The organism is Acidobacteriaceae bacterium, assembly GCA_035944135.1.
In the GTDB taxonomy this organism is placed as follows: Bacteria; Acidobacteriota; Terriglobia; order Terriglobales; family Acidobacteriaceae; genus Granulicella.
Window position 1 is genome coordinate 1,604,626 of sequence record DASZBM010000002.1, and the last position, 19,658, is coordinate 1,624,283.

Annotated in this window: 20 protein-coding genes; 7 read left to right on the forward strand and 13 right to left on the reverse strand. The window is 60.0% G+C overall.

What is annotated here, in order from left to right:
• Positions 1-12: 12 nt before the first annotated feature.
• The 4 genes from VGU25_09340 to VGU25_09355 form a co-directional block, all read right to left on the reverse strand.
• Complete coding sequence (locus VGU25_09340; GenBank protein ID HEV2577400.1) at positions 13-555, reverse strand: gluconokinase; 543 nt, start codon at positions 553-555, stop codon at positions 13-15.
• A 113-nt stretch (positions 556-668) separates the two neighbouring features.
• Positions 669-1,937 carry a tagaturonate epimerase family protein gene (locus VGU25_09345; GenBank protein HEV2577401.1) on the reverse strand — a complete coding sequence of 423 codons (1,269 nt, stop codon included), beginning with the start codon at positions 1,935-1,937 and terminating at the stop codon, positions 669-671.
• 133 nt (positions 1,938-2,070) lie between these two features.
• Positions 2,071-2,376: a hypothetical protein gene (locus tag VGU25_09350; protein HEV2577402.1), complete on the reverse strand. Its 306-nt coding sequence runs from the start codon at positions 2,374-2,376 to the stop codon at positions 2,071-2,073.
• A gap of 110 nt (positions 2,377-2,486) precedes the next feature.
• Entirely contained in the window at positions 2,487-3,770 is a 1,284-nt protein-coding gene (locus VGU25_09355; GenBank protein HEV2577403.1) for a lactate racemase domain-containing protein, read from the reverse strand.
• Positions 3,771-3,819: 49 nt separating this feature from the next.
• On the opposite strand from VGU25_09355, the gene VGU25_09360 reads away from it, so the two are divergent.
• A complete protein-coding gene (locus VGU25_09360) occupies positions 3,820-4,317 on the forward strand; it encodes a hypothetical protein (GenBank protein ID HEV2577404.1) in 498 nt (165 codons plus the stop codon).
• Positions 4,318-4,747: 430 nt separating this feature from the next.
• Here VGU25_09360 and VGU25_09365 read toward each other — a convergent pair whose 3' ends face one another.
• Positions 4,748-5,455: a YqgE/AlgH family protein gene (locus VGU25_09365; protein HEV2577405.1), complete on the reverse strand. Its 708-nt coding sequence runs from the start codon at positions 5,453-5,455 to the stop codon at positions 4,748-4,750.
• A gap of 128 nt (positions 5,456-5,583) precedes the next feature.
• On the opposite strand from VGU25_09365, the gene VGU25_09370 reads away from it, so the two are divergent.
• From VGU25_09370 to VGU25_09385, 4 genes are all read left to right on the forward strand, one after another.
• Positions 5,584-6,417 (forward strand): DUF4097 family beta strand repeat-containing protein, encoded by an 834-nt coding sequence (locus VGU25_09370; protein HEV2577406.1) that lies wholly within the window; start codon positions 5,584-5,586, stop codon positions 6,415-6,417.
• Positions 6,418-6,606: 189 nt separating this feature from the next.
• Positions 6,607-7,761, forward strand: coding sequence for a family 43 glycosylhydrolase (locus tag VGU25_09375; GenBank protein ID HEV2577407.1), 1,155 nt, complete (start codon positions 6,607-6,609; stop codon positions 7,759-7,761).
• A gap of 126 nt (positions 7,762-7,887) precedes the next feature.
• Entirely contained in the window at positions 7,888-8,571 is a 684-nt protein-coding gene (locus VGU25_09380) for a hypothetical protein (GenBank protein HEV2577408.1), read from the forward strand.
• Between the two features lie 351 nt (positions 8,572-8,922).
• A complete protein-coding gene (locus tag VGU25_09385; protein ID HEV2577409.1) occupies positions 8,923-9,777 on the forward strand; it encodes a glycoside hydrolase family 16 protein in 855 nt (284 codons plus the stop codon).
• A gap of 208 nt (positions 9,778-9,985) precedes the next feature.
• Here the strand turns inward: VGU25_09385 and uxaC are convergent, their stop codons facing one another.
• Positions 9,986-11,383, reverse strand: coding sequence for a glucuronate isomerase (uxaC, locus tag VGU25_09390; GenBank protein HEV2577410.1), 1,398 nt, complete (start codon positions 11,381-11,383; stop codon positions 9,986-9,988).
• A gap of 159 nt (positions 11,384-11,542) precedes the next feature.
• Here uxaC and VGU25_09395 point away from each other — a divergent pair, with 159 nt between their 5' ends.
• Together VGU25_09395 and VGU25_09400 are read left to right on the forward strand one after the other, a co-directional pair.
• Positions 11,543-12,256: a haloacid dehalogenase-like hydrolase gene (locus VGU25_09395; GenBank protein HEV2577411.1), complete on the forward strand. Its 714-nt coding sequence runs from the start codon at positions 11,543-11,545 to the stop codon at positions 12,254-12,256.
• A 93-nt stretch (positions 12,257-12,349) separates the two neighbouring features.
• Complete coding sequence (locus VGU25_09400; protein HEV2577412.1) at positions 12,350-12,808, forward strand: (deoxy)nucleoside triphosphate pyrophosphohydrolase; 459 nt, start codon at positions 12,350-12,352, stop codon at positions 12,806-12,808.
• On the opposite strand, the gene VGU25_09405 is transcribed toward VGU25_09400, so the two are convergent.
• The 7 genes from VGU25_09405 to VGU25_09435 all read right to left on the reverse strand — a co-directional run bounded on the left by VGU25_09405 (position 12,805) and on the right by VGU25_09435 (position 19,535).
• Entirely contained in the window at positions 12,805-14,058 is a 1,254-nt protein-coding gene (locus tag VGU25_09405; GenBank protein HEV2577413.1) for an Nramp family divalent metal transporter, read from the reverse strand. The genes VGU25_09400 and VGU25_09405 overlap by 4 nt on opposite strands.
• Before the next feature lie 18 nt (positions 14,059-14,076).
• Positions 14,077-15,051, reverse strand: coding sequence for an aldo/keto reductase (locus VGU25_09410; protein HEV2577414.1), 975 nt, complete (start codon positions 15,049-15,051; stop codon positions 14,077-14,079).
• Between the two features lie 11 nt (positions 15,052-15,062).
• Complete coding sequence (locus VGU25_09415) at positions 15,063-16,118, reverse strand: glycosyltransferase (protein HEV2577415.1); 1,056 nt, start codon at positions 16,116-16,118, stop codon at positions 15,063-15,065.
• A gap of 7 nt (positions 16,119-16,125) precedes the next feature.
• A complete protein-coding gene (locus VGU25_09420; protein HEV2577416.1) occupies positions 16,126-17,391 on the reverse strand; it encodes a CBS domain-containing protein in 1,266 nt (421 codons plus the stop codon).
• Positions 17,392-17,531: 140 nt separating this feature from the next.
• Positions 17,532-18,020, reverse strand: a complete 489-nt coding sequence (locus tag VGU25_09425) for a LemA family protein (protein HEV2577417.1) — start codon at positions 18,018-18,020, stop codon at positions 17,532-17,534.
• A 129-nt stretch (positions 18,021-18,149) separates the two neighbouring features.
• Positions 18,150-18,941 (reverse strand): TPM domain-containing protein, encoded by a 792-nt coding sequence (locus VGU25_09430; GenBank protein ID HEV2577418.1) that lies wholly within the window; start codon positions 18,939-18,941, stop codon positions 18,150-18,152.
• A gap of 81 nt (positions 18,942-19,022) precedes the next feature.
• Positions 19,023-19,535, reverse strand: a complete 513-nt coding sequence (locus VGU25_09435) for a DUF4142 domain-containing protein (protein HEV2577419.1) — start codon at positions 19,533-19,535, stop codon at positions 19,023-19,025.
• Between the last annotated feature and the right edge of the window lie 123 nt (positions 19,536-19,658).

Sequence of the window (19,658 nt, forward strand, 5' to 3'; positions counted from 1 at the left end):
CCTTACTTTCTGTCATCCCCGCAGGGGATCTGCTTTTGCTTTTCCCGTCTCAGCCGCATCCTGCGTCAACGCAACGTGCTGCAGAATCTCGTCAACCACTTGCTCCGGGGTCTTATCGTTCACAACCCGCAGCGCGTCCTTGGGCGGCTCCAGCGTCGCAAACTGGCTGTCCAGCAGCTTCGAATTCATGAACTCGTGATGCCGCGCCGCCAGCCGCTCACTTAACAGTTCCTTGTCCCCATCCAGCCATACAAACGTGATCGCATTCGACGGAATCCCGTTCGCCAGCGTGTCCCGGTACTTCTGCTTCAGCGCAGAGCACGCGAGCACACCCCCCTCACCGCTCTTGTACCAGCTCCGCAGCACGCCGTTCAGAATCTCCAGCCAAGGCTGCCGGTCCTCATCGTTCAGCGGAATCCCCGCGTGCATCTTCTCTTTGTTCGCCGCCGGATGATAGTCATCGGCATCCGCGAACACCGTTCCCGTGCGCTTCGCCAGCAGTGTGCCGATGGTTGTCTTCCCCGACCCGCTCACTCCCATCAGCACCACGATCATTTCCGCGCATCTCCGAACAAAATCTCAGCTACTGTACCACCGGGTGCCAGGAACTGGCTCGAACCGGGTGCCCCATTCATACGCGAAGCGGATGAGTGGGTCCCCTCGACAGCTTACGCGCTCTGCCCCAGAAACACCGGCCGAATATGCCGATCCCACAGGTTCGTCGTTACGTTCTTCGCGATAACATCCTCGTGCTCCACGAGCTCCTTCGTGTACCGGTCGCCCATCTTCGCCGCGACCTTGAAGCCCACGTGAAGCAACTGCCTGAAGCTCGGGTTATATGCCGGATTCTTATGATCGTGCCGCAGCGCCGAGGTGAACTGCTCGCTGGTCCACTTATCCACCTCCTCCGGCTTCGGCAGCTTCGCGCGGTCAATGTCGATCACCGTCGCATACGGCGCCATCAGCTCATCTGCATGCGCATACGCCTCGCGGTAGACCTCCTTCGCCAGCTCCAGGCCCGACCCGCCGGCCTCTGCCAGTCCGATCAGCTCCTCCAGCCACGTGGTCCCCGCCGTCTTCAAATGCACGCCCGCGTCAAACTTCGTGATGGCCGCGTGAATCGGCGCATAGATCGAAAACTTATCCGAGCCCGAGTGCACGCTCAGCTTCAAATTCTTCGGCAGCCCATACCGCTCCACCGCAAACGCAATCGCCGCGATGTCCTCCTCGAACTCCTTCGCGAACTGCTTCACATCGCCCACATAATCCACGCCCTTGTTGAACCGCCCCGTGAACTTCGGCGCAATCGTCTGGATCGGAATCTTCTCGTCCGCGATCGCCGCCAGGATAATCAGCAGCTCCACCGGCGTCTGCGGCGAGTCTGTCTCGTCCATCGAGACCTCAGGCACAAACTTGCCCTCGCCCTTCTTCTCCACCAGGAACCGATAGATCCGCCCCGCATCCTGCACAGCCGCGAGAAACTTGTTTGCCACATCCTTCACAAATTTCACATCCGTCTTGAACGGCTGCGCGATCCGCGGAATCCGCACCTCGCCCACCAGCTCCGGATGCCGCGACACAAACCCTTCCACATCTTCGCGCTGCGCAGGCTTTCCAATCTCCTCGGCGACATCAATCGTGAAGAAGTCACACGGCTCCAAAAACCGCTCCACGTTCTTCAGGTTGATGTGGTCCGCATCCAGAAAGTACGGCAGCTTCCAACCAAGCTCCTTCACCGCTGCATCCGCCGCCTTACGCGTCTGCTTCGGGTCCGTCCCGATGATCGTGTGCTCGCGGTTGGACTTATTCCACACCGGCACAACCTCACACCCAGCTTCCTTGGCCTTTACACACGCCGCCAACTGGGCCTTCGCCTGGTGCGCGAACCGGTCGCCCACCCCCACGGAATACTTCGGCAAACGCATCTCACTCGCCATCACAGCTCTCCAATCAAATCTCTACCAGGAATCTTCAGACGCACGAATATTCCGCGGCATCTTCGCGCCCACCAGCATATCGACATCCGGTCAGACAGCGCAACAATTGAGTCAGACAGGCGCGAAATCTGGATCAAACTTCACTACCGCACAAATGCCCGACGACGGAAATGACTGCGAGCATCGCCCAGATATCTATTGTTACGACCGCAGTGCTAGTCACGGCAGGCACCCATTTCTTCGTCCACGGAATCAACAAAAGCATCGTCACGTGAAGCATTACCAGGACGGCTATCGTGCTCCAGAACCATGCATAAGCTCGTAGCCGCCACTTCACCGTAAGGATAAGAACGAAGACGAAAACGGTCGCCAGCACTGGCAGTGTAAGCTCCGGCCTTCCCATGTGATAGAAGAGCAACCCAAGGGCGATCGTGCTCACTATGACACAAAGAATGCCCCACCACGGCAAGCGCATTCGCTTGAGTCTGGCCTTGTCTTCTTTGGGGATGGCCCATAGCCGATGGAGTTTCCGCCGCGTGAGAGTTGGCATCAGTTCACGAACCGCCCCTTGTACGCCCACAGCCCCAGCCCCGGGTTCGAGATGTAGAAGATCTCCTCACCATCCACCACATTCCATCCATCCTTTAGCTTCTCCGGGTCGTACTTCTTCTCGTACTCCTTCAGATCGCCGTACTCGTAGTGCACGCTTTCGATCTCCTCGCGCGTCAGCCCACCCGGACAATACCGAATCGTGAACCGTCCCTCGCTCGACCCATGAATCAAGTGCGCCGCCGCGCTCAGATTCGCCGCCAACCCCGGATCTTCCTTCACATACTCCAGCGTCTTTGGCGTGCCGCAGTACCCAAACTTCCGTATCAGCTTGTCGATCGTCGCGTCCTCGCCGAACTCATGCACACCCGGCGCCAGCACAATCAGCTCCGCGTCATCCGCGAGCGCCATCCGCGTCCGATACACGCTCTTGTTCCCCAGCCACGTCGTCTTGAACTCATGCGGATCAAGAAACACCACCGCCTTCTTGATCTCGCGATCCAGCATCAGGAAGTTGCACTTCAAACTCAGCTCAGCAGCCTTCTCAAAGCAGTCATTGTCATCGCCGATGAACAAGCCGCGCATCACCAGTTCGCCCTTGTCGTTCTTGTTCACCACCGTCTGCACATACACAATCGGCAGGTCTTTCGCGAAGTGCTCGCTCGCATAGTTCAGCACTCTGCGAACCGGCGTATCCGCGCGCCCCATCATGCGCTCCATGCCATACACCGCACCTAGAAAGTGCGACCGATGAATCCCCATGACACCGCCCGTGCCCACAAAAATATTCTTGCTGCCGTTCGCCATGCCGACGACCTCATGCGGCACCACCTGCCCAATCGACAGAATCACATCATGCCCGCCATCCCGCAGCAGCTTGTTCACCTGCGCCGGCCACGTGTAGTCCAGCTTTCCCTCGCTCACCTCGCACATGAACTCGCTCGGCACCTCGCCCAGCGTCACAATGTCATTCCGCCAATCATGCACGCGAAAGAGATTCTTCGGCGTCTTCGGATACATCGTCGCCAGCTCGCTCTCGCTCATCGGCTTATGCGTTCCCAGCGCCGGCAACACATCGGTCAGCCGGTCGCCGTAGTATTCAAACGCCATGTCCGTCAGCTCACCGGCCTTCGAGTGAAAGCGCGTAAAGTCCGGCGGCACCGCCAGCACCTTCTTCCGCGGCTTCAACTTCTCCAGCTTGTCCAGGGCCTCAAACAGCCCCGCGCGAAACTCCTCCGGAGACATCTCCGTCGTCGGCGATCCAGCAGCAAAAAACAGACTCATAGGCCTTTATCTTAGCGCCGCTCGGAAAACGCGTTACACTCGTCTCGCGATGAAGTCGCGCCTTAATCTAACGCCTGCGCAACTGCTCCTCGTCAGCCTCTCCGGCGTCGTCATCTCAGCCGCCAGTCTTTCCCTAACCCGCTTCGTCCGTACCAGTGACGCCTGCGGTTGCATCCGCTGGACGCCGTTTCTGTTCGTCTTCGGCCTCTGCATCCCCGGGATCCTCATCGCCTTCAGCGCCATCGGCTCGCTGAGGAAAGGCATCCAGAACCAGCGATGGTCCGAAGAGCAGATCGAGCCTCTGCGCTCCTGGCTCGAATCCTCCTACACCACCGCACTGCTGATCGTCTTCGCTCTCAGCTACCTCATCGGGTGGGCCCTCTTGGCCAGGTTCCGCACCGGCGGCTTCGTAGCCCTGGTTCTCGGGCAGCTCCTCTCGCAACTGCGATGGGCCGTCCGTCGCCCACCTGCCCCACGCTCCGGCCTCATCGCCAACTGGCGCGACCAACTCGCCCCCATCCACTCCGAACACTGGGGCCGGCGATGAAGCTGAGCCTGTCCGACTCGCCCGCAAGGCTCGCACTGCTTTCACTCCTCTGCATCTTGATCATGTGCTTGTTTTTTCTCATCCCAGGGTCGCGACTGGTTCACTCGCCCCTGTTCGGCGCCTACTTGCTTTTCGGCATTGTTGCAGGCTCCGTCTGCACGATCCTTCCACTCAAATTCGTCTCCGACCTCCGGCACGGAGTTGAGGACGAGCGTTGGACAGAAGCACAGCTCGAACCCCTGCGCACACTCGTGCAATCCCGTTACTACACAGCGCTCAGCGTCGGCCTGTTCGTCGCCTTCGTCATTTCTCAGTTCGCTCTGAAACAACGCTCCCTTGACTTGGGATGGGCCTGCCTTTTCATCCTTGAAATGATCCTCTCCCAGCTCCGCTTTGCCCTCAAGCGCTCACCCTCATCCACTCCGGCCAATCAATCGCGCGACTCTGCCCCCATCCACTCCGAACACTGGGGCCAACGCTGAGAGGGTTGTGCGAAGGGCTCAGTCTTCGCGAATTTCAATTGTGTCTTCTTAATCATCTCCGGCCACAAAGAACCCGGATCGGAACTGAAGACTGTGCCCGTGTCTGCCGGAAAAATAAACCACGCGCCTAATTGCACTTCCGCCCGCAACTGATCTTGTGTCCATCCGGCATATCCCAGGTAAACGTGAAAAACGCCAGGGTCCGGTCGCGCCGCAATTGTCTTTTCGAACAGTGCTTTATCGGAAACCAAATAAACCCCACCGAAGACGTTGTCAGCCTTTTCAACCTTGGCCGACGACGCAAACAATGCCAACACGTTCGTGGGTTCCACCGGTCCGCCAACATAGACCGGATCGGAGCGGTCTTTCGCGGCTTTGAGATCAAGCACTCGCGAAAGCGGCACATCCGTGCGCCGGTTGAGAATCAGTCCGACCGCGCCTTTTTCATCGTAGTGAACCAGCAGGATCACCGTTCCTGCAAAGCTCGGATCGCCGAGCTTGCTGGCTGCCACCAGCACCTTTCCAACACCCAAATCCTTCGGATTCTTGAATTGAATCGGGACAGATTCCGCCTCGTAAACGCTGCCCTTTCCGTCCGCCGTCAGGGCAACAATCGCAAACAACATTGCGAACAGAAACCGTTTGCGCAGGGACATGACCGATATCCCTCCCACACGAACGAACTGCCGATCTACAGGCTACAACTTAGCGGCATTCATACGGGAACCGCGGCAGTGCGCCGCGCGTATCTATCTGCGGCACAACTCGCTCCGGAGAATCGACCATGCACCGACTTGTCCTCGCAACCTCCGCTCTCCTGCTGCTCACGCCCATCCTTCACGCCCAGACGCTCACAACCGGCGCCTGCAACGGCGATCAGGGCCAGACGAAGAACTACGGCCTTTTCGGATTGGCTCAGCAGCATGCCTGCGAGCTTCGCAAGACGATGCTGCCTCCCCGTTCCGAGCTAAAAATCTCCAACGGCAACGGTGGCATCGAGGTCATCGGTCAGGACCGTAACGACATCGCGTTCGAGGCTCGTATCATGGCCGCCGCCGGCAGCAAGGAAGACGCAGAATCCCTGTTGCACGAGGTGAAGATTGACCTCGGCGATACGATCCACGCCGACGGCCCCAGCACCATGCTCACCAGGCGCAGCTGGTATGTGAACTACCGTCTCCTCGTGCCACGCCATATCGCCGCACAGCTCCACACCGTCAATGGAGGCATCGAGCTCAGCGGCCTTGACGGGAACGCCACGGTCCAAACCACGAACGGCGGCATCACTCTGCACGATCTTGCCGGCGAGGTGCACGCCCGGACCACCAACGGCGGCATCGAGGCAGCACTAAGCGGAGACCGCTGGAACGGCGCAGGACTCTACGCCGACACTACCAACGGGGGCATCAACGTCAGCGTGCCTGCGCAATACTCTGCCCACCTGGTCGCCGGGACCACCCATGGAGGCGTGTCGGTCGACCTTCCGCTCAGTGGCGGAGAGATCAGCCGGAGACACATCGACACCAATCTTGGCAGTGGCGGCGCGACCGTGCACTTCGTGACGACCAACGGCGGCGTAGGCATCAATCACAACGGCCCTCGACACCAGAGCGAGTGACCTGCGCTAAAGCAAGAGCCCCAACTCTCTTCACCGCACCCCCCACCACCATCCCATCCGACCCGATAATCTTTAGCCTTTACCGTGCGCGAGCCTCGTGAGTACATTCCGCGATGTGAGGCAAACGCGTCCTGCGGAATTACCCCCCGCGGCGAGAGTATTCTCGAGTCTCAGAAAAGAGACACCGGAATGACGAAATTCAATCGATCGGCCTTGGCCGCCTTCTGCATCTGCATTCTCTCGGGCGTGGCCGGGATCGCCGCAGCCAGGCGGCAGCAATTCCGCACTATTACGATCAGCAATGTTCAACCGCGGCGGGACAGCTCGGGCGCGATCGTCGATGCGCACGATGGCGGCCTGCTCTTTGCAAACGGCCGATACTACCTCTACGGCACTGCCTACGACACGACGGCCGGCTACAGCATCAATAATCGTTTCCGCGTCTATAGCTCGGCCGATCTGCAGCAGTGGACCTTCGAGGGCGAGCTGCTGAAGTCACCTCCCGATGGCGTTTACTACAACCCTTCGATGGCCTATAACGCCAGGACCCACAAGTACGTTCTTCTGTACAACTGGTATCCCAAGCTATGGGATGGGCAGGTAGGCGTGGCGACCAGCGATACGCCGGTAGGCCCCTTCACGATCGCGAACACTCGCGTGAAATTGACTGAGGCGGATCAGCACCCAGGGGCTGGCACCATCTTTGTAGACGAAGATGGCACCGGTTACTACATCTATACCGCCATCTCGCAGGGTCACGCTGTCCGTGTCGAGCGTTTGACGGCCGATTTTCTGGCATCGACCGGGGAGGTCAGCGATGTCCTTGCCCGCAACTGCGAGGCAACATCGATGTTCAAGCGCAACGGGCTCTATTACGTGCTGTTCGATACGGCCTGCTGCTTCTGCGCCCGAGGCAGCGGCGCGCGGGTCTACGTCGCGTCCTCTCCCCTGGGACCATATACGCTGCGGTCCAACATCAACCGCGATCCCGGCCAGAAGCCGATCGTGGCGGCCCAGCAAGCCTCGATCGCCCATATTCCAACGCCCGATGGTGAAGCGCTGATATGGATTGCGGATCGCTGGGGTTCGAGGCCGGACGGCATCAAGGGCCACGATTTCCAATTCTGGAGCGCTCCGCTGCGCTTCGACAGCGAAGGCAACATCGCACCGATCGCGAACGTTGCGCAATGGAGTCTCACCGTGCGCGTCGGGGGCGGCCACGATTCCCATAGCACCACGCCATACGTGTGGCCAAAGAAGAAGGATCCGCATCCGCTCACTATCGACCCCTGCACCGGCGCTCCTCTCGCGCCAGACCCTACCGAGCGCGAGGGGAAACTATGAGTCGGCACTTTTCGAGCAGAGCGAAGCACCGCAATAAGTAGTTCGAAGCCTCAGTGCACGTCGGCCAGTGTTGCCGATGCGCCTGCTCAACACGGGGAGCCGTGAAAAATGTACTGGAGTGTAACGATGTACGTTCCGAGCCGCAGGACGATGATCGTTGCGGCAATTTGCTTCGTTCTCCTGAGCACTGCGTTTGCCCAGGCAGCGGTGGAGGACAACCCGAATGCGCTACGTCATTTGAAAGGCAGGACAATCGTATCGGAGAAGTTCCCTAAGGTGCAGCTGACCATTGGGAGAGGATTCCTATTCGTGGGTAAGCAACAAGTGAATCTCCATGGAAACGCCGAGGCCGAACAGTACGTTTTTGCCAGGCGGGACCGCGAGAACATTGCGAAGCAATTCTTCCTGATCCAGTTCGAACATTTCCTGCCGACCAACAACTTTACTTATGACTATGCTTCCATGCCTACGACCCAAATCGGCAATCTTCCCGTCAACTATGACGTGAAGAGCTTGCACGATCTTGGGGCCTTGATGCTGGGAGATAAAGGATCGGACGGCGCCGCCATGGTAGAGCTGCTTGCGAAACGGCACATTTCGTTGCCGCATAACACTGCCATGGTCCGTATGTTTCATGTGCCCTCTGCGGATCGCCGGACGGAATTGATGATTATCTACGGCGAGGCTTTGCCGCAGAATTTCGCCGTTCCTGTTGAAAAGAGGGGAGACTCCCTGGATAAGGAATCCTCCAGTTCGGCACAGATGTTCCTTCAACACGCGCGCCAGGCACTTGTCGTTCAAGCGAGGTGAGAGTTCTGCCTCGCTCCCTCAGTTATCGGAATGGGCTCGGAACGTCTGGTGAGCGCCGAGTAAAGAAAGTCCTGTTCGGGGTTCTTAGATGGTGTGACGTATAAGTCTGGAGAAGACGGCTCAGCGATGCAATCGGTTCGGGTGTCAACTATCCATAACAGGGCAATGCGCTCATTGACTGCTTAGCGAGCGTCGTCGGCAATCCGGACATTTCAATCCGTTCCACGAACTTCCGGATTGCCGGCCACGCGGGAGGCGATCCGTTAGAGCAAAGCGCATTGCGGCCAGCTCACCGAATTGTGACCGGAATACACCACCCTCTCGAACAATCGTGCGGATACCATCATCTCGATGACACGAATGCACTCGCGGCTCCTCACTCTGGCCTTCACACTCTTCGCCGTCACATCCGCACACGCTCAAACCTGGCACCTCGTCTGGTCCGACGAGTTCAATGGTTCCGCCAACTCGCTTCCCTCCTCCGCCGATTGGAACTTCGTCCGCGGCTGGGGACCCAAGGGCAATCACGAGATCCAGTTCTACTGCCGCCCCGAAGACAACGACGGCCCCTGCGACAGCAAGACCCATCCCAACCTCTACGAAGACGGCAACGGCCACCTCGTCCTCACCGCCATCCACACCGGCCAACTCTGGAGCTCCGCCCGCCTCAACACCCAGGACAAACGCTCGATCCTCTACGGTCGCGTCGAAGCACGCCTCCGCATGGAACCCGGCGCCGGCTTCTGGCCTGCCTTCTGGCTGCTCGGCGAAGACCACGAGAAGACTGGCTGGCCCGGTTGCGGCGAGCAGGACATCATCGAGTGGGTCCAGAAGTATGGTCCCTCCACCACCTCAGCCACCGTCCACGGTCCCGGCTACTCCGGCGGCAAAGGCATCAGCCGCACCTTCACCTTTCCAACTGTGAATGGCGTTCCCGGACGGATCGACGACGGCCAATTCCACACCTACGGCATGACCTGGTCACCCAACCGCATGGAGTTCTACCGCGACGACCCGTCCAAGCCCTTCTCGGTCGTTACGCCGGCCGATCTCCCACCCGGCACAAAGTGGGTCTTCGACCACCCCTTCTACGTGATCCTCAACTTCGCGATCGGCGAAGCCGGCTTCCCCGGCACAACCGACTCCACCACCCCCGCCACCGGTCGCATGTGGGTTGACTACGTCCGCCTCTACCAGCAGCAGTAAAACCTAAGTGCTTGGCAGGGTATTTACTCTTAAACTTGAGGATGAAAGAGAACGGCCCGGCTCAACGCCGGGCATTCGCATTTCATAACTCAAGTTCTTTGAAGACTTTGCAGCTTCCACCATACGAAAAATGGGACTCTTGACACAAAGTCCAGACCTAAGTCCCCTTCTTCGAAGACTTTGCACAAAAAGTAGGGGGAGGGGGTACCTACAACTTATACGCCTTCCTCACCAGATTCACCGTTAGGTCCTGGGCCAGCTCGAAGGCCTCATCCTCATCGAGTCGGCCCTCAGCCACCAGCTTTCCGAGGAACGCGCAGTCCACCCTGCGGGCCACATCGTGCCGCGCCGGAATCGACAGGAACGCCCTGGTGTCGTCGTTGAACCCGACCGTGTTGTAGAACCCGGCTGTCTCGGTCGCCTCCTCCCGGAAGCGCCGCATCCCCTCCGGCGAGTCATGGAACCACCACGGCGGCCCCAGCCGCAGGCAGGGATAATGCCCCGCCAGGGGGGCCAGCTCCCGCGAGTATGTCGACTCGTCGAGCGTGAACAAAATAAAGGTGAAGTTCGGCTCGTTGCCGTACTTCGAGAGCAGCGGCTGCAAGCCGCGAACGTACTCGGTCGGCGATGGGATATCTGCTCCCTTGTCGCGCCCGAACTTCGCGTAGACCAGCGCGTTGTGGTTGCGGATCGAGCCCGGATGAAGCTGCATCGTCAGCCCATCCTCCACGCTCATTCCGGCCATCTCCGTCAGCATCTGGGCCTGGAAGAGCTCGATGTCGCCGGCCTTCGTCTTGCCGGTGTAGATGCGCTCGTAGAGCGCGGAGGCGTCGCTAAACGGTAGATCGGCGGTACGCGCGGTGAGGTGCCCGTGATCCGTAGCCGTGGCACCGTTCTCCTTGAAGAACGCGCGCCGCTTGCGCAAGGCGGTGAGGTAGCCCTTGTAGTTCGAGACGTCCTCGTTCGCGGAATCCGCGAGCTTCTTCAGGTTGTCGTGGAAGCCGATGTACTCGGCGTCGATAACGGCGTCAGGACGGAACGTGGGCACGATGCGTCCCTTCCATCCGCTCTCGCGAATCTTCTTGTGCTGCGTCAGGGGATCGAAAGCGGTGTCCGTCGTTGCGAGCACCTCAATGTTGAAGCTTTCGAAGAGGGCGCGGGGACGAAATGCGGGTGTGCGCAGTTCCTTGTCGATGGTGTCGTAATACTCGTCGGCATTGTCGGTGCTGAGGCGGTCCTTCAGGCCGAACTGCTTTTCGAACGCGTAGTCGATCCAGAGGCGCGTGGGAGTTCCGCGGAAGAGGTAGTAGTTCCTGGCGAAGATGCGCCAGACCTCGCGCGGATCAGCCTTCTGTTTGCCGTCCGACTGTGGAATTCCGAGGGACTCCAAACTAATTCCCTGCGAGTAGAGCATGCGGAAGATGTAATGATCCGGCTGAATGAAGAGCGCAGCAGGATCAGGAAACGGCTGGTCGTCAGCGAACCATTGGGGATCCGTATGGCCGTGCGGGCTGATGATCGGAAGGTTCTCAACGGATTCATAGAGTTTTGCCGCAACACGTCTCGTCGCAGGTTCGGCAGGAAATAGCCTGTTTTCATCCAACATGGTTCAACCCTCTTGTTTACGCTCGTTCGTCTCTGTAGCTAGCCACGACAGGCTATCAAAGGTTGGGCACTCCTGTCTGACAGGTCTGTGATTCGCAGGCTTGTTACGTGGTCTACTTAATCTGAAAGTCTTCCCAAACCACCAATGCTGGAGATTTGTTTGAACGCTCTCGAAAGCCCTGAAACGCTGACCACTACTGAGTTTCTTGCTCGCGTCTACGAGGCCGCACCGCGCGTGGCAGTGTTTGACTGCGATGGGACCCTGTGGGGACCGGACTCGGGCTCCGCATTCATGTACTGGACGATGGAGACGGGGCTGCTCTCTGCCGAAGCGACGGCCTGGCTGAACGAGCGATATGCCGGATACAAGCGTGGCGACGTCTCGGAACTCGCGATCTGTGGCGAGATGGTCCAGGTGTATCAGGGTATTTCCGAAGAGAGGCTGCGCACCGCGGCGGCAGCGTTCTTTCGCGAGAAGATCGAAGCGCAGATTTTTCCCGAGATGCTTCAGGTCGTGCGTGATTTACAGGCTGCCGGCACTGAGATCTGGGCGGTGAGCTCTACGTGCGACTGGGTTGTGGAAGAGGGCGTGAAGCGATTCGGAATTCCAGCGGAGCGTGTGCTCGCCGCCTGCGTGGAATGCAGAAATGGAGTGGCGTCCGATGTGCTGTGCGATATACCGACGGATGAGGGCAAGGTAACGTCGCTGGCTCGCGCTGCGGTCACGTCGCCGGATGCCGTTTTCGGCAACTCGGTTCATGATGCGGCCATGCTATCGATTGCGCGGCGTCCGTTCCCGGTGAACCCGTCGGCGGAACTGGCACGATTCAGCGCGGACCGCGGATGGCCTGTTTACTATCCGGTTCCACGATAACAATCCAGTGACAATCTGGTTGCTCCGTGAAAAGCGTGAACCCTGGGGTGTACCCCAAGCCGTCTGACAACCGTCTTACACTGACAGCACGACGTGAAAGAGTCCATTCGCAAACTGCCGTCGAATAATTCATCCCCCGCTCGGCCTCTTCGCTACGTGGTCGCCGGGTTGATACTTCGCGGGGAGCATCCGCAGCGCGAGGTGCTGATCTGCCAGCGAAGCGTCGACAAGCCGATGGGGCTGAAATGGGAGTTTCCGGGCGGCAAGGTTGAACCGGGAGAGACTCCGCAGCAGGCGCTTGCGCGGGAGCTCGACGAGGAGCTCGGCATTCGGGCGACGGTCGGGCCGGAGATAACTGCGATTCGTCATAAGTATCGCAATGGCGGCTCAATCCATATTCAGTTCTTCACGATCGAAAGCTTTACGGGCGAGCTGCAGAACCTGGTGTTTGAGGAGATGCAGTGGACCACGTTCGATCGTCTGCCGGAGTATGACTTCCTCGCCGCAGATCTCACGCTCATTCGTGAGCTGGCGGAAGGCAAGCTGCTTTAGCTTGCCTTGAGCAAGCCGATCAACATGACAGCCGTGAGGATCGTAGCGAGAGCCGTGAGCGTCCACGCGACGATATTGTAGGAGGTCTTGTTGCGCCTGGCGCCCATCAGCGACTTCTTGTTGACCAGGATGAGCATGAAGACCAGCACCGCCGGCAGCAGCACGCCGTTGAGCACCTGCGAAAGAACGGCGAGCTTTGCAGGGGGCCGGTTCGAGATAAGAATGACGGCGGCCCCGACGACCAGAAGACCCGTGTAGAGCCAATAGAAGACGGGCGCTTCGCGGAACTTCTTGCTCAGGCCGCTCTCGAAGCCGAGCGCTTCGCAAACCGTATAGGCGGTGGAGAGCGGAAGAATGGAGGCCGCGAAGATGGACGCGTTCAGGAGGCCGAAGGCGAACAGCACGGAGGCGTATTGGCCGCCGAGGGGGCGGAGGGACTGAGCAGCGTCAGCGGCGTCAGAGATGTTGTGGACGTTGCCGACAAAGAGCGTGGCCGCGCAGGCGATGACGATGAACGCGGCGACGATGATCGAAAAGACGGAGCCGAAGACAGCGTCCGTCTGAGCAAACTTGAGCTTCGATGTCGGCGTGCCCTTGTCGACGACCGAAGCCTGCAAATAGAACTGCTGCCAGGGAGCAACAGTGGCTCCGATGAGGCCGACGGACAGATAGAGATAGTCCGAGTTGCGGAGATCGCGAAGGCGCGGGAAGCGAAGCGTGTCCTTCACGGCGGAGCTCCAGTTGGGGTGCGCGAGCACGGCGGTGATGATGTACGCGATGTAGAGGAAGCTGAGAACGACGAAGAGTTTTTCGAGTTTCTTGTAATCCCCGTAGACGACGAGCACCCAGACGAGCACCATCACGATGGGTACTGAGATCCATTTGCTGATGTGGAAGAGCGAAGCGCTGGAGCTGACGCCGGCGAACTCGCTGACGACGTCGCCGAGATTGCAGAGGACGAGGCCGAACATCAGCATGGCCGTGATACGAAGACCGAATTCCTCGCGGATGAGTTCGCTGAGTCCTTTACCGGTGACAACGCCCATGCGCGCGGAGATCTCCTGCGCGAAGGCAAGCATGATCGCCATGGGGATCATGGTCCAGAGGAGGGCGTAGCCGAACTGCGCGCCTGCGGTGGCATAGGTGTAGATGCCGCCGGAGTCGTTGTCTACATTGGCCGTGATGAAGCCGGGGCCAAGCACCGCGAGGATCAGCAGTATGCTTGTGCGCCAGCGTCTCCAGCGGTTCATCGGCGGCCCTCCGGCGGGTTAGTTGGCTGCGGAGGACAAGCCTTCACGCTGCACAAGTTGATGAAGACGTCGAGCGGGCTCTTCGAGGCTCGCGTCCTCTGCTACATGGACATTCTCTCTGATGTGCGCAGGGTTCTTCGAGGACACCAGAAGGATGGTGTTTGGATGCAGAATCAGCGCTGCCTTCAGCATAAGCGCTGCGAGGACTTCGCGTCGCGCCAAATCCCGGCCCGTGATCTCGGACCAACGGCGGCAACGGGCTTTGTCGCTGGTGAGAGCGTCGTGGAGGGTGTGCAAATGTTCGGTCAACGCACGGTGGTGGATGTGGAAGTCCGTCTCGCGGCGCGGAGATTCGAGAGGATCGAGGATGGACCAGTCGTGCTGGACGACGCGGCAGTAGCCGGGGCGGTCGCGGAGGAGTGCCGGGAGTTTCGCACTGTCGCTGCCAACGCCAAAGTCGCCAATGATTTTTTCCGCGACGGCGTTGTTGAGGAAATCGAGCAGGGTGAAGTCTGTGAGGTCCGTTGATTCGGGTTCGTGCAGGAGCAGGAGGTCGACGTGGGTCGTGCGGAGATTGCGGAGGCTGCGATCAAGTGAGGCGCGGGCCTCTGCGGCAGTGAATCTGGATTTTGCGGGAGGGGCGGCAGCCGCTCCGGCCGAGCGCGCGAGGCGCTTGAGCGAGGGGACGCGCTGGAGGAGTGGGCCGACGGCGCGGCGGACGGTGCGGAGGAGGCTGCCGCGGCCGGGCGGGGCTATGCCGAATTTTGTGGTGATGGTGATGTCAGGGTGGCGGGCGATGAGATCGCCGAGGCAGCTCTCGGCTTCGCCGTAGCCGTAGAGAGGAGCGACGTCGAAGTGACGAATGCCGGCGTCGTAGGCGGCGTCGAGAAGGCGGAGGCTCTGACGGCGCGAGATGCCGGCCATGAGGATGGAGCAGCCGAAGCCGAGGCGGGTTGTCTCGCGCCCGCTGGATGCGAGCCGGATGTGCTCCATGAGGCCTCCACTCAGGATTTTTTGAGGATATCGCGCAGGCGGGCGATGATTTTGGCGACCTGCGCGTCGTTGTGGTAGCCGCTGCGCTCGGCCCGGACGCGGCCGGCGGCGGCGATGCGGGTGCGGGAGGCTTCGTCGGGAAGATAGCGGCGGATTTTTTCGACGCATTCCTGGATGCCCTCGAAGAAGACTGCCTCTTCGTCTTCGACGAAACGGGCGAGGTGGCCGGGGGAGCGCTCGACGAGCAGGAAGCCTTCGCATGCGGCGATCTCGAAGCTCTTGTGCGCGAACTCGTCGTGGTTGGAGTGGGTGAGAAAGCTGAGGTTGATTTTGGCGCGCCAGATGGCTTCGCGGTAGTCGCGGCCGTAGAGTTCCCTGCCCGTGTAGATGGCCTGCTGGGCCTCGGGTGTGAGGCGCTCACGCCAGACGGAGCTGCCGGAGATGGTGACGGGGAGGCCGAATTCCTTCCAGAGGCGGGTGAGAAAGCCGGCGCGGTCATCGTACGGCGTGCCGATGAAGGAGACGCCGCTGGTGCGGTCGGCGTCGCTCCAGCCGGGGGGCGGCGGGAAGTGGATGGTGGGTTCGTATGCGGTCTGGATTTTGAGGACGTCGCGGGCGCCGTGCTCGCGGTATTCGAGGACGTTTTTGTCGCGCTGGACGACGTGGAGATCGAAATGAGTGAGGTCTTTTTTGTAGAGACGCCAGCCTGGGTCGCCACGGACGCCGAAGACGTTGTCGATCATGTAGCTGACGCTGACAATGCCCATGCGGCGGAGTTTGCCGAGGATCCGGGGCTGGAGGGAGAGGAGCTTGTCGGCCCAGAAGATGTCGGGGCGCTCCCGTTCGGCGGCGGCGAGGATGTCGCGGTTGAGGCGCGTGACGCCGGGGCCGACCTGGGCGCGGTGAACGATTTTTTTGACGAGCGCGCTGGAGGGTTCGTACTCGTAAGCGTTGATGGGGATAACGGTGTGGCCCTGGCGCTCGAGCGCCCAGAGGCGGTAGAGCGAGGAGTCGTTGGGCGAGAGGCCAGAGGCGTAGAGGATTTTTAGCGGGCGTTCGGCAGGCATGCTGCGATCAGCCCTCACGCAGCGCTGCGATCACCTGCTCGGCGTGGATGACGCCGGCGACGTGTCGGGTGGCATTTACCACGGGCAACGAGCGCAGGTTGTACTTGTCGAAGAGCTCGGCGACCTCGGCGTCGCGCGCGTGCAGACCGCAGGAGACGATGTGGCCTTCGGAGAGCGAGGAGAGTTTGGCATCAGGCTGCGCTAACAGAAGACGGGGCAGCATGACGACATCATTGAGCTTCTCCTCGTCATCGAGCAGGTAGATTTCGGAGATGGTGTCGGGGTCGCCTTCGAACCGGCGGAGGGCATCGATGGCCTCGGCGACGGTTGCCTCGCGGGAGACGCTGATGAAGTCCGTGGTCATGCGACCCGCGGCGGTTTCCGCCGAGAACTCGAGGAGTTCTTCGACATCCTGGCGCTCCTCGGGCTCCATCTCCTCGAGGATCTTTTCGGACTCTTCCTCGCTGAGTTCGGCGAGGACATCGGCGGCGGCGCCGGGGTCCATCTCCTCGATGATGTCTGCTGCGCGCTCGGAGTCCATGCGCTGCAGTAGTTCCTTTTGAACCCGTGGATCGATCTCTTCGAGGGCCTCGGCGGCGGTCTGTTCGGGGAGGCTCGTGAAGACCGCTTCGCGTTCAGCAGGTGCGAGTTCTTCAAGAATGTCGGCGATGTCGGACGGGTGCAGCTTGGCGAGGCGTTCCTGACCGATCTTGAGGCGAACTCGGCGCGCAGGGTCGCGCTCGATGACGTCCACGCAGCTCCACGGGATGACGCGCGAGGGAATGCTGCTGACGATGGTATCGATTGTGCCTGCGGGAAGGCCTTTGAGCAGGCGGCGAGCGGCGCCGCGCAGGCCGATTTCGACGTCTTGAATCAGGAGAGTTGTGGTGCGTGCGCCTCCTCCGTCCTCGGTCCAGGCGAGGTTGACGTCGTTCACGCGAACGACCTTGCGGCCATCGACGTCGATGATTTGCTGATCGAGCAGGTCACGTTCGAGCAGGAGGGTGTCTCGAAGGCTCGGGACGGGATGAGGTTTGGCGTTGGTGCGGAGGCGTTTGGGCGAAGCGCCGGGATTATCCAGTTCCTCAATGGCGACCATGAAGCGGTCAGCCTTGCCGCGTTTAGAAAGCAGCAGACCCGAGACCCGATTTGCATCCTTGCCAACGTCAACTGCGAGCTCCTGCACGTGGCCGTAACTATGGCCGGAGGAGTCCACGACCTGCATGCCGACAAGCATGGCTACCGAGGTCGGATTGGTCGCGGCGTTTTCCATGAGTCCCTGAATCTTTTCTAACCCTAATCCATCACGCGCGACGGATGCACTCCGCGAGTGTAGAGGCAGTCTATCGGATGCTACTGCACAGCAAACAGCCACCGCTTGGGCGGTGGCTGCGCGGTCTGGTGTAAGGACCGCTATTTGCTGAAGTCCACAGTCGGCACCTGGCTGTTCTGCGGGTTGCCCTTGAAGTATTCGTCACGCACAGGGAATCGAGCGCCCGCCCAGAGGCTATTGGGAAACTGCTGGACGTACGTGTTATAGGCCCGGAGGGTTTCGTTATAACGGCGGCGGGCAACGGCGATGCGGTTCTCTGTACCGGCCAGTTCGTCCTCGAGGCGCATGAACTGATCGTTGCCCTTCAGGTTCGGATACTCCTCCTGCAGGCGATAAAGGGGGCCAAGCGCCACGTCCAGACGCTGGTTGGCATTAATGCTGGAGGCGCGATCAGAGCCCGAGGCGAGGACGGCCGCGCGGGCGTTCGCGATGTTCGTGAGGACGGTCTCTTCCTCCTTGACATAGCCCTTGACGCTGGCGACCAGGTTCGGAATGAGATCAAGCCGGCGTTGTTGTTCGATGTCGACCTGTGAATAGGCGCTATTGACCTGCTCATTCAGTTGCACCATGTGGTTCCTGGAACTGACATAGCTGCCACCGACCAAGAGAGCCACCAACACGACTACTACAAGTGCTACCCAGGCACCTTTCATGTTCTTCCTTTCGTGCGCTTTGCGCTTGAACTCAGATTACTTGAACTACCAGTCGCCGCTGGCACCGCCGCCACCAGAGCCCCCACCGAAACCGCCGCCGAAGTCGTCGTTACCCCCGCCGCCCCCGCCACCACCACCGCCGCCCCCACCCCAGCCGCCACGACCTCCTCCGCCCATCATGTTTCCGAGGATGAACCAGGGCAACCAGCCGCCGCCGCGACGGCCGCTGCCGAACATGAAGAACAGAATGACGAAGAAAATAATGACGCCGAGCCAGTCATTGCGACCACGCTGCGGAGCGGGCTGACGGACGGGATGCTGCAGAGGGGTGAGAGTTACGTGTGCGTCAGCGGCGATAACGTTGGCAATCTGCTGCTCAGCTTCGAGCAGACCAGGACCGTACTCACCACGCTGCAGGTACGGCACCATCGTGCGGCCGATGTCACCGACCTTTGCGTCGTTGAGGATACCCTCAAGCCCATAGCCGACCTCGATGCGGCGTTTGCGGTCATTAATCGCAAGGATCATGAGCAGGCCGCGGTCGGTGTCTTTGGCACCGACCTTCCATTTGTCTTCGAGGTCTGTCGCGAACTCCTCGATGCTTTCGCCCTGCAGGGAGTGGATCGTGACAATGATGACTTTGGCGTGGGCCTGTTGCCAGAGTTCCCCGCTGAGCTGCTCCATTTCCTGCTTCGAGCCGGCGTCGATGACCCCGGCGAAATCCTGCACGTAGCTGGTGGGCTGGGGAAGCTGGCTGACAGTTTCGGCGTACGCGCCAACGCAGCGGACCGCGGTGACGATGAGAAGCAGGACGCTCAGACGCCGGAGAGTTCGCACAAGCCTATCGTACGCTGCGCAAAGAGAAAGCCCCTGCAGCAATGGCCACAGGGGCTGCGTGATGAGTCGATGAGAGGCCGGCTACAGCTTCTTCTTCAGGTCGTAGGCCATGTTCTTATGAGCGGCTACGACGCTCTTGCCCTGCTCGACGGACGTGCGGAACTTGGCGTCCTTGGTGTCCTTCACCTCTTTGGTAAAGGCGTCAAGATCCTTGCCGTGATCGCTGACCATATCATCGATGTACTTCTTATCGAAGTCATTGCCGGACCGGCCCTGCAGGTCGTCGTACTCCTTCTGTGCGTCAGAGCTAAGGGCTGTGGGCGCTGCGATTCCCCACGATTCTGCATAGGGTTTCATCTTTTCAGTAAGCTTCGTATGGTCAGTGACCATGCGCCGACCGAAGTTTTTGACGGCGGGATTTGTGGCTTTCTGCTCAGCGAGCTTGCCGAGTTGGATCTCGTCGTAGTTACCTTGCGAGGCGTTCGTGAGGAACTGCTTGTCCTGGTCGGTGGCCTGGGCCTTCGATGTCTGCGTGAACATCAGTGCTGTTGCGCCCATGGCAGCGCAGCACATGAAATAGCTAACCCGTTTCATTTTTCGTCTCCTGGGCGCGGGCAGGCCGCGCCTCATAAATGGCACACGATAGTGTGAGGCCGGGGACTCACTGCGCGTTGCATCGCATTCCGCAACCCATATCGATATCCTGTACATCATCGG

Bases quoted from the DNA above. Each gene is read 5' to 3' on its own strand.
- VGU25_09385 (HEV2577409.1), top strand. From the start codon at position 8,923: ATGACACGAATGCACTCGCGGCTCCTCACTCTGGCCTTCACACTCTTC.
- VGU25_09340 (HEV2577400.1), bottom strand. From the start codon at position 555: ATGATCGTGGTGCTGATGGGAGTGAGCGGGTCGGGGAAGACAACCATC.
- VGU25_09345 (HEV2577401.1), bottom strand. From the start codon at position 1,937: ATGGCGAGTGAGATGCGTTTGCCGAAGTATTCCGTGGGGGTGGGCGAC.
- VGU25_09415 (HEV2577415.1), bottom strand. From the start codon at position 16,118: ATGCCTGCCGAACGCCCGCTAAAAATCCTCTACGCCTCTGGCCTCTCG.
- VGU25_09420 (HEV2577416.1), bottom strand. From the start codon at position 17,391: ATGGAAAACGCCGCGACCAATCCGACCTCGGTAGCCATGCTTGTCGGC.
- VGU25_09355 (HEV2577403.1), bottom strand. From the start codon at position 3,770: ATGAGTCTGTTTTTTGCTGCTGGATCGCCGACGACGGAGATGTCTCCG.
- VGU25_09370 (HEV2577406.1), top strand. From the start codon at position 5,584: ATGCACCGACTTGTCCTCGCAACCTCCGCTCTCCTGCTGCTCACGCCC.
- uxaC (HEV2577410.1), bottom strand. From the start codon at position 11,383: ATGTTGGATGAAAACAGGCTATTTCCTGCCGAACCTGCGACGAGACGT.
- VGU25_09360 (HEV2577404.1), top strand. From the start codon at position 3,820: ATGAAGTCGCGCCTTAATCTAACGCCTGCGCAACTGCTCCTCGTCAGC.
- VGU25_09410 (HEV2577414.1), bottom strand. From the start codon at position 15,051: ATGGAGCACATCCGGCTCGCATCCAGCGGGCGCGAGACAACCCGCCTC.
- VGU25_09380 (HEV2577408.1), top strand. From the start codon at position 7,888: ATGTACGTTCCGAGCCGCAGGACGATGATCGTTGCGGCAATTTGCTTC.
- VGU25_09365 (HEV2577405.1), bottom strand. From the start codon at position 5,455: ATGTCCCTGCGCAAACGGTTTCTGTTCGCAATGTTGTTTGCGATTGTT.
- VGU25_09425 (HEV2577417.1), bottom strand. From the start codon at position 18,020: ATGGTGCAACTGAATGAGCAGGTCAATAGCGCCTATTCACAGGTCGAC.
- VGU25_09435 (HEV2577419.1), bottom strand. From the start codon at position 19,535: ATGAAACGGGTTAGCTATTTCATGTGCTGCGCTGCCATGGGCGCAACA.
- VGU25_09375 (HEV2577407.1), top strand. From the start codon at position 6,607: ATGACGAAATTCAATCGATCGGCCTTGGCCGCCTTCTGCATCTGCATT.
- VGU25_09405 (HEV2577413.1), bottom strand. From the start codon at position 14,058: ATGAACCGCTGGAGACGCTGGCGCACAAGCATACTGCTGATCCTCGCG.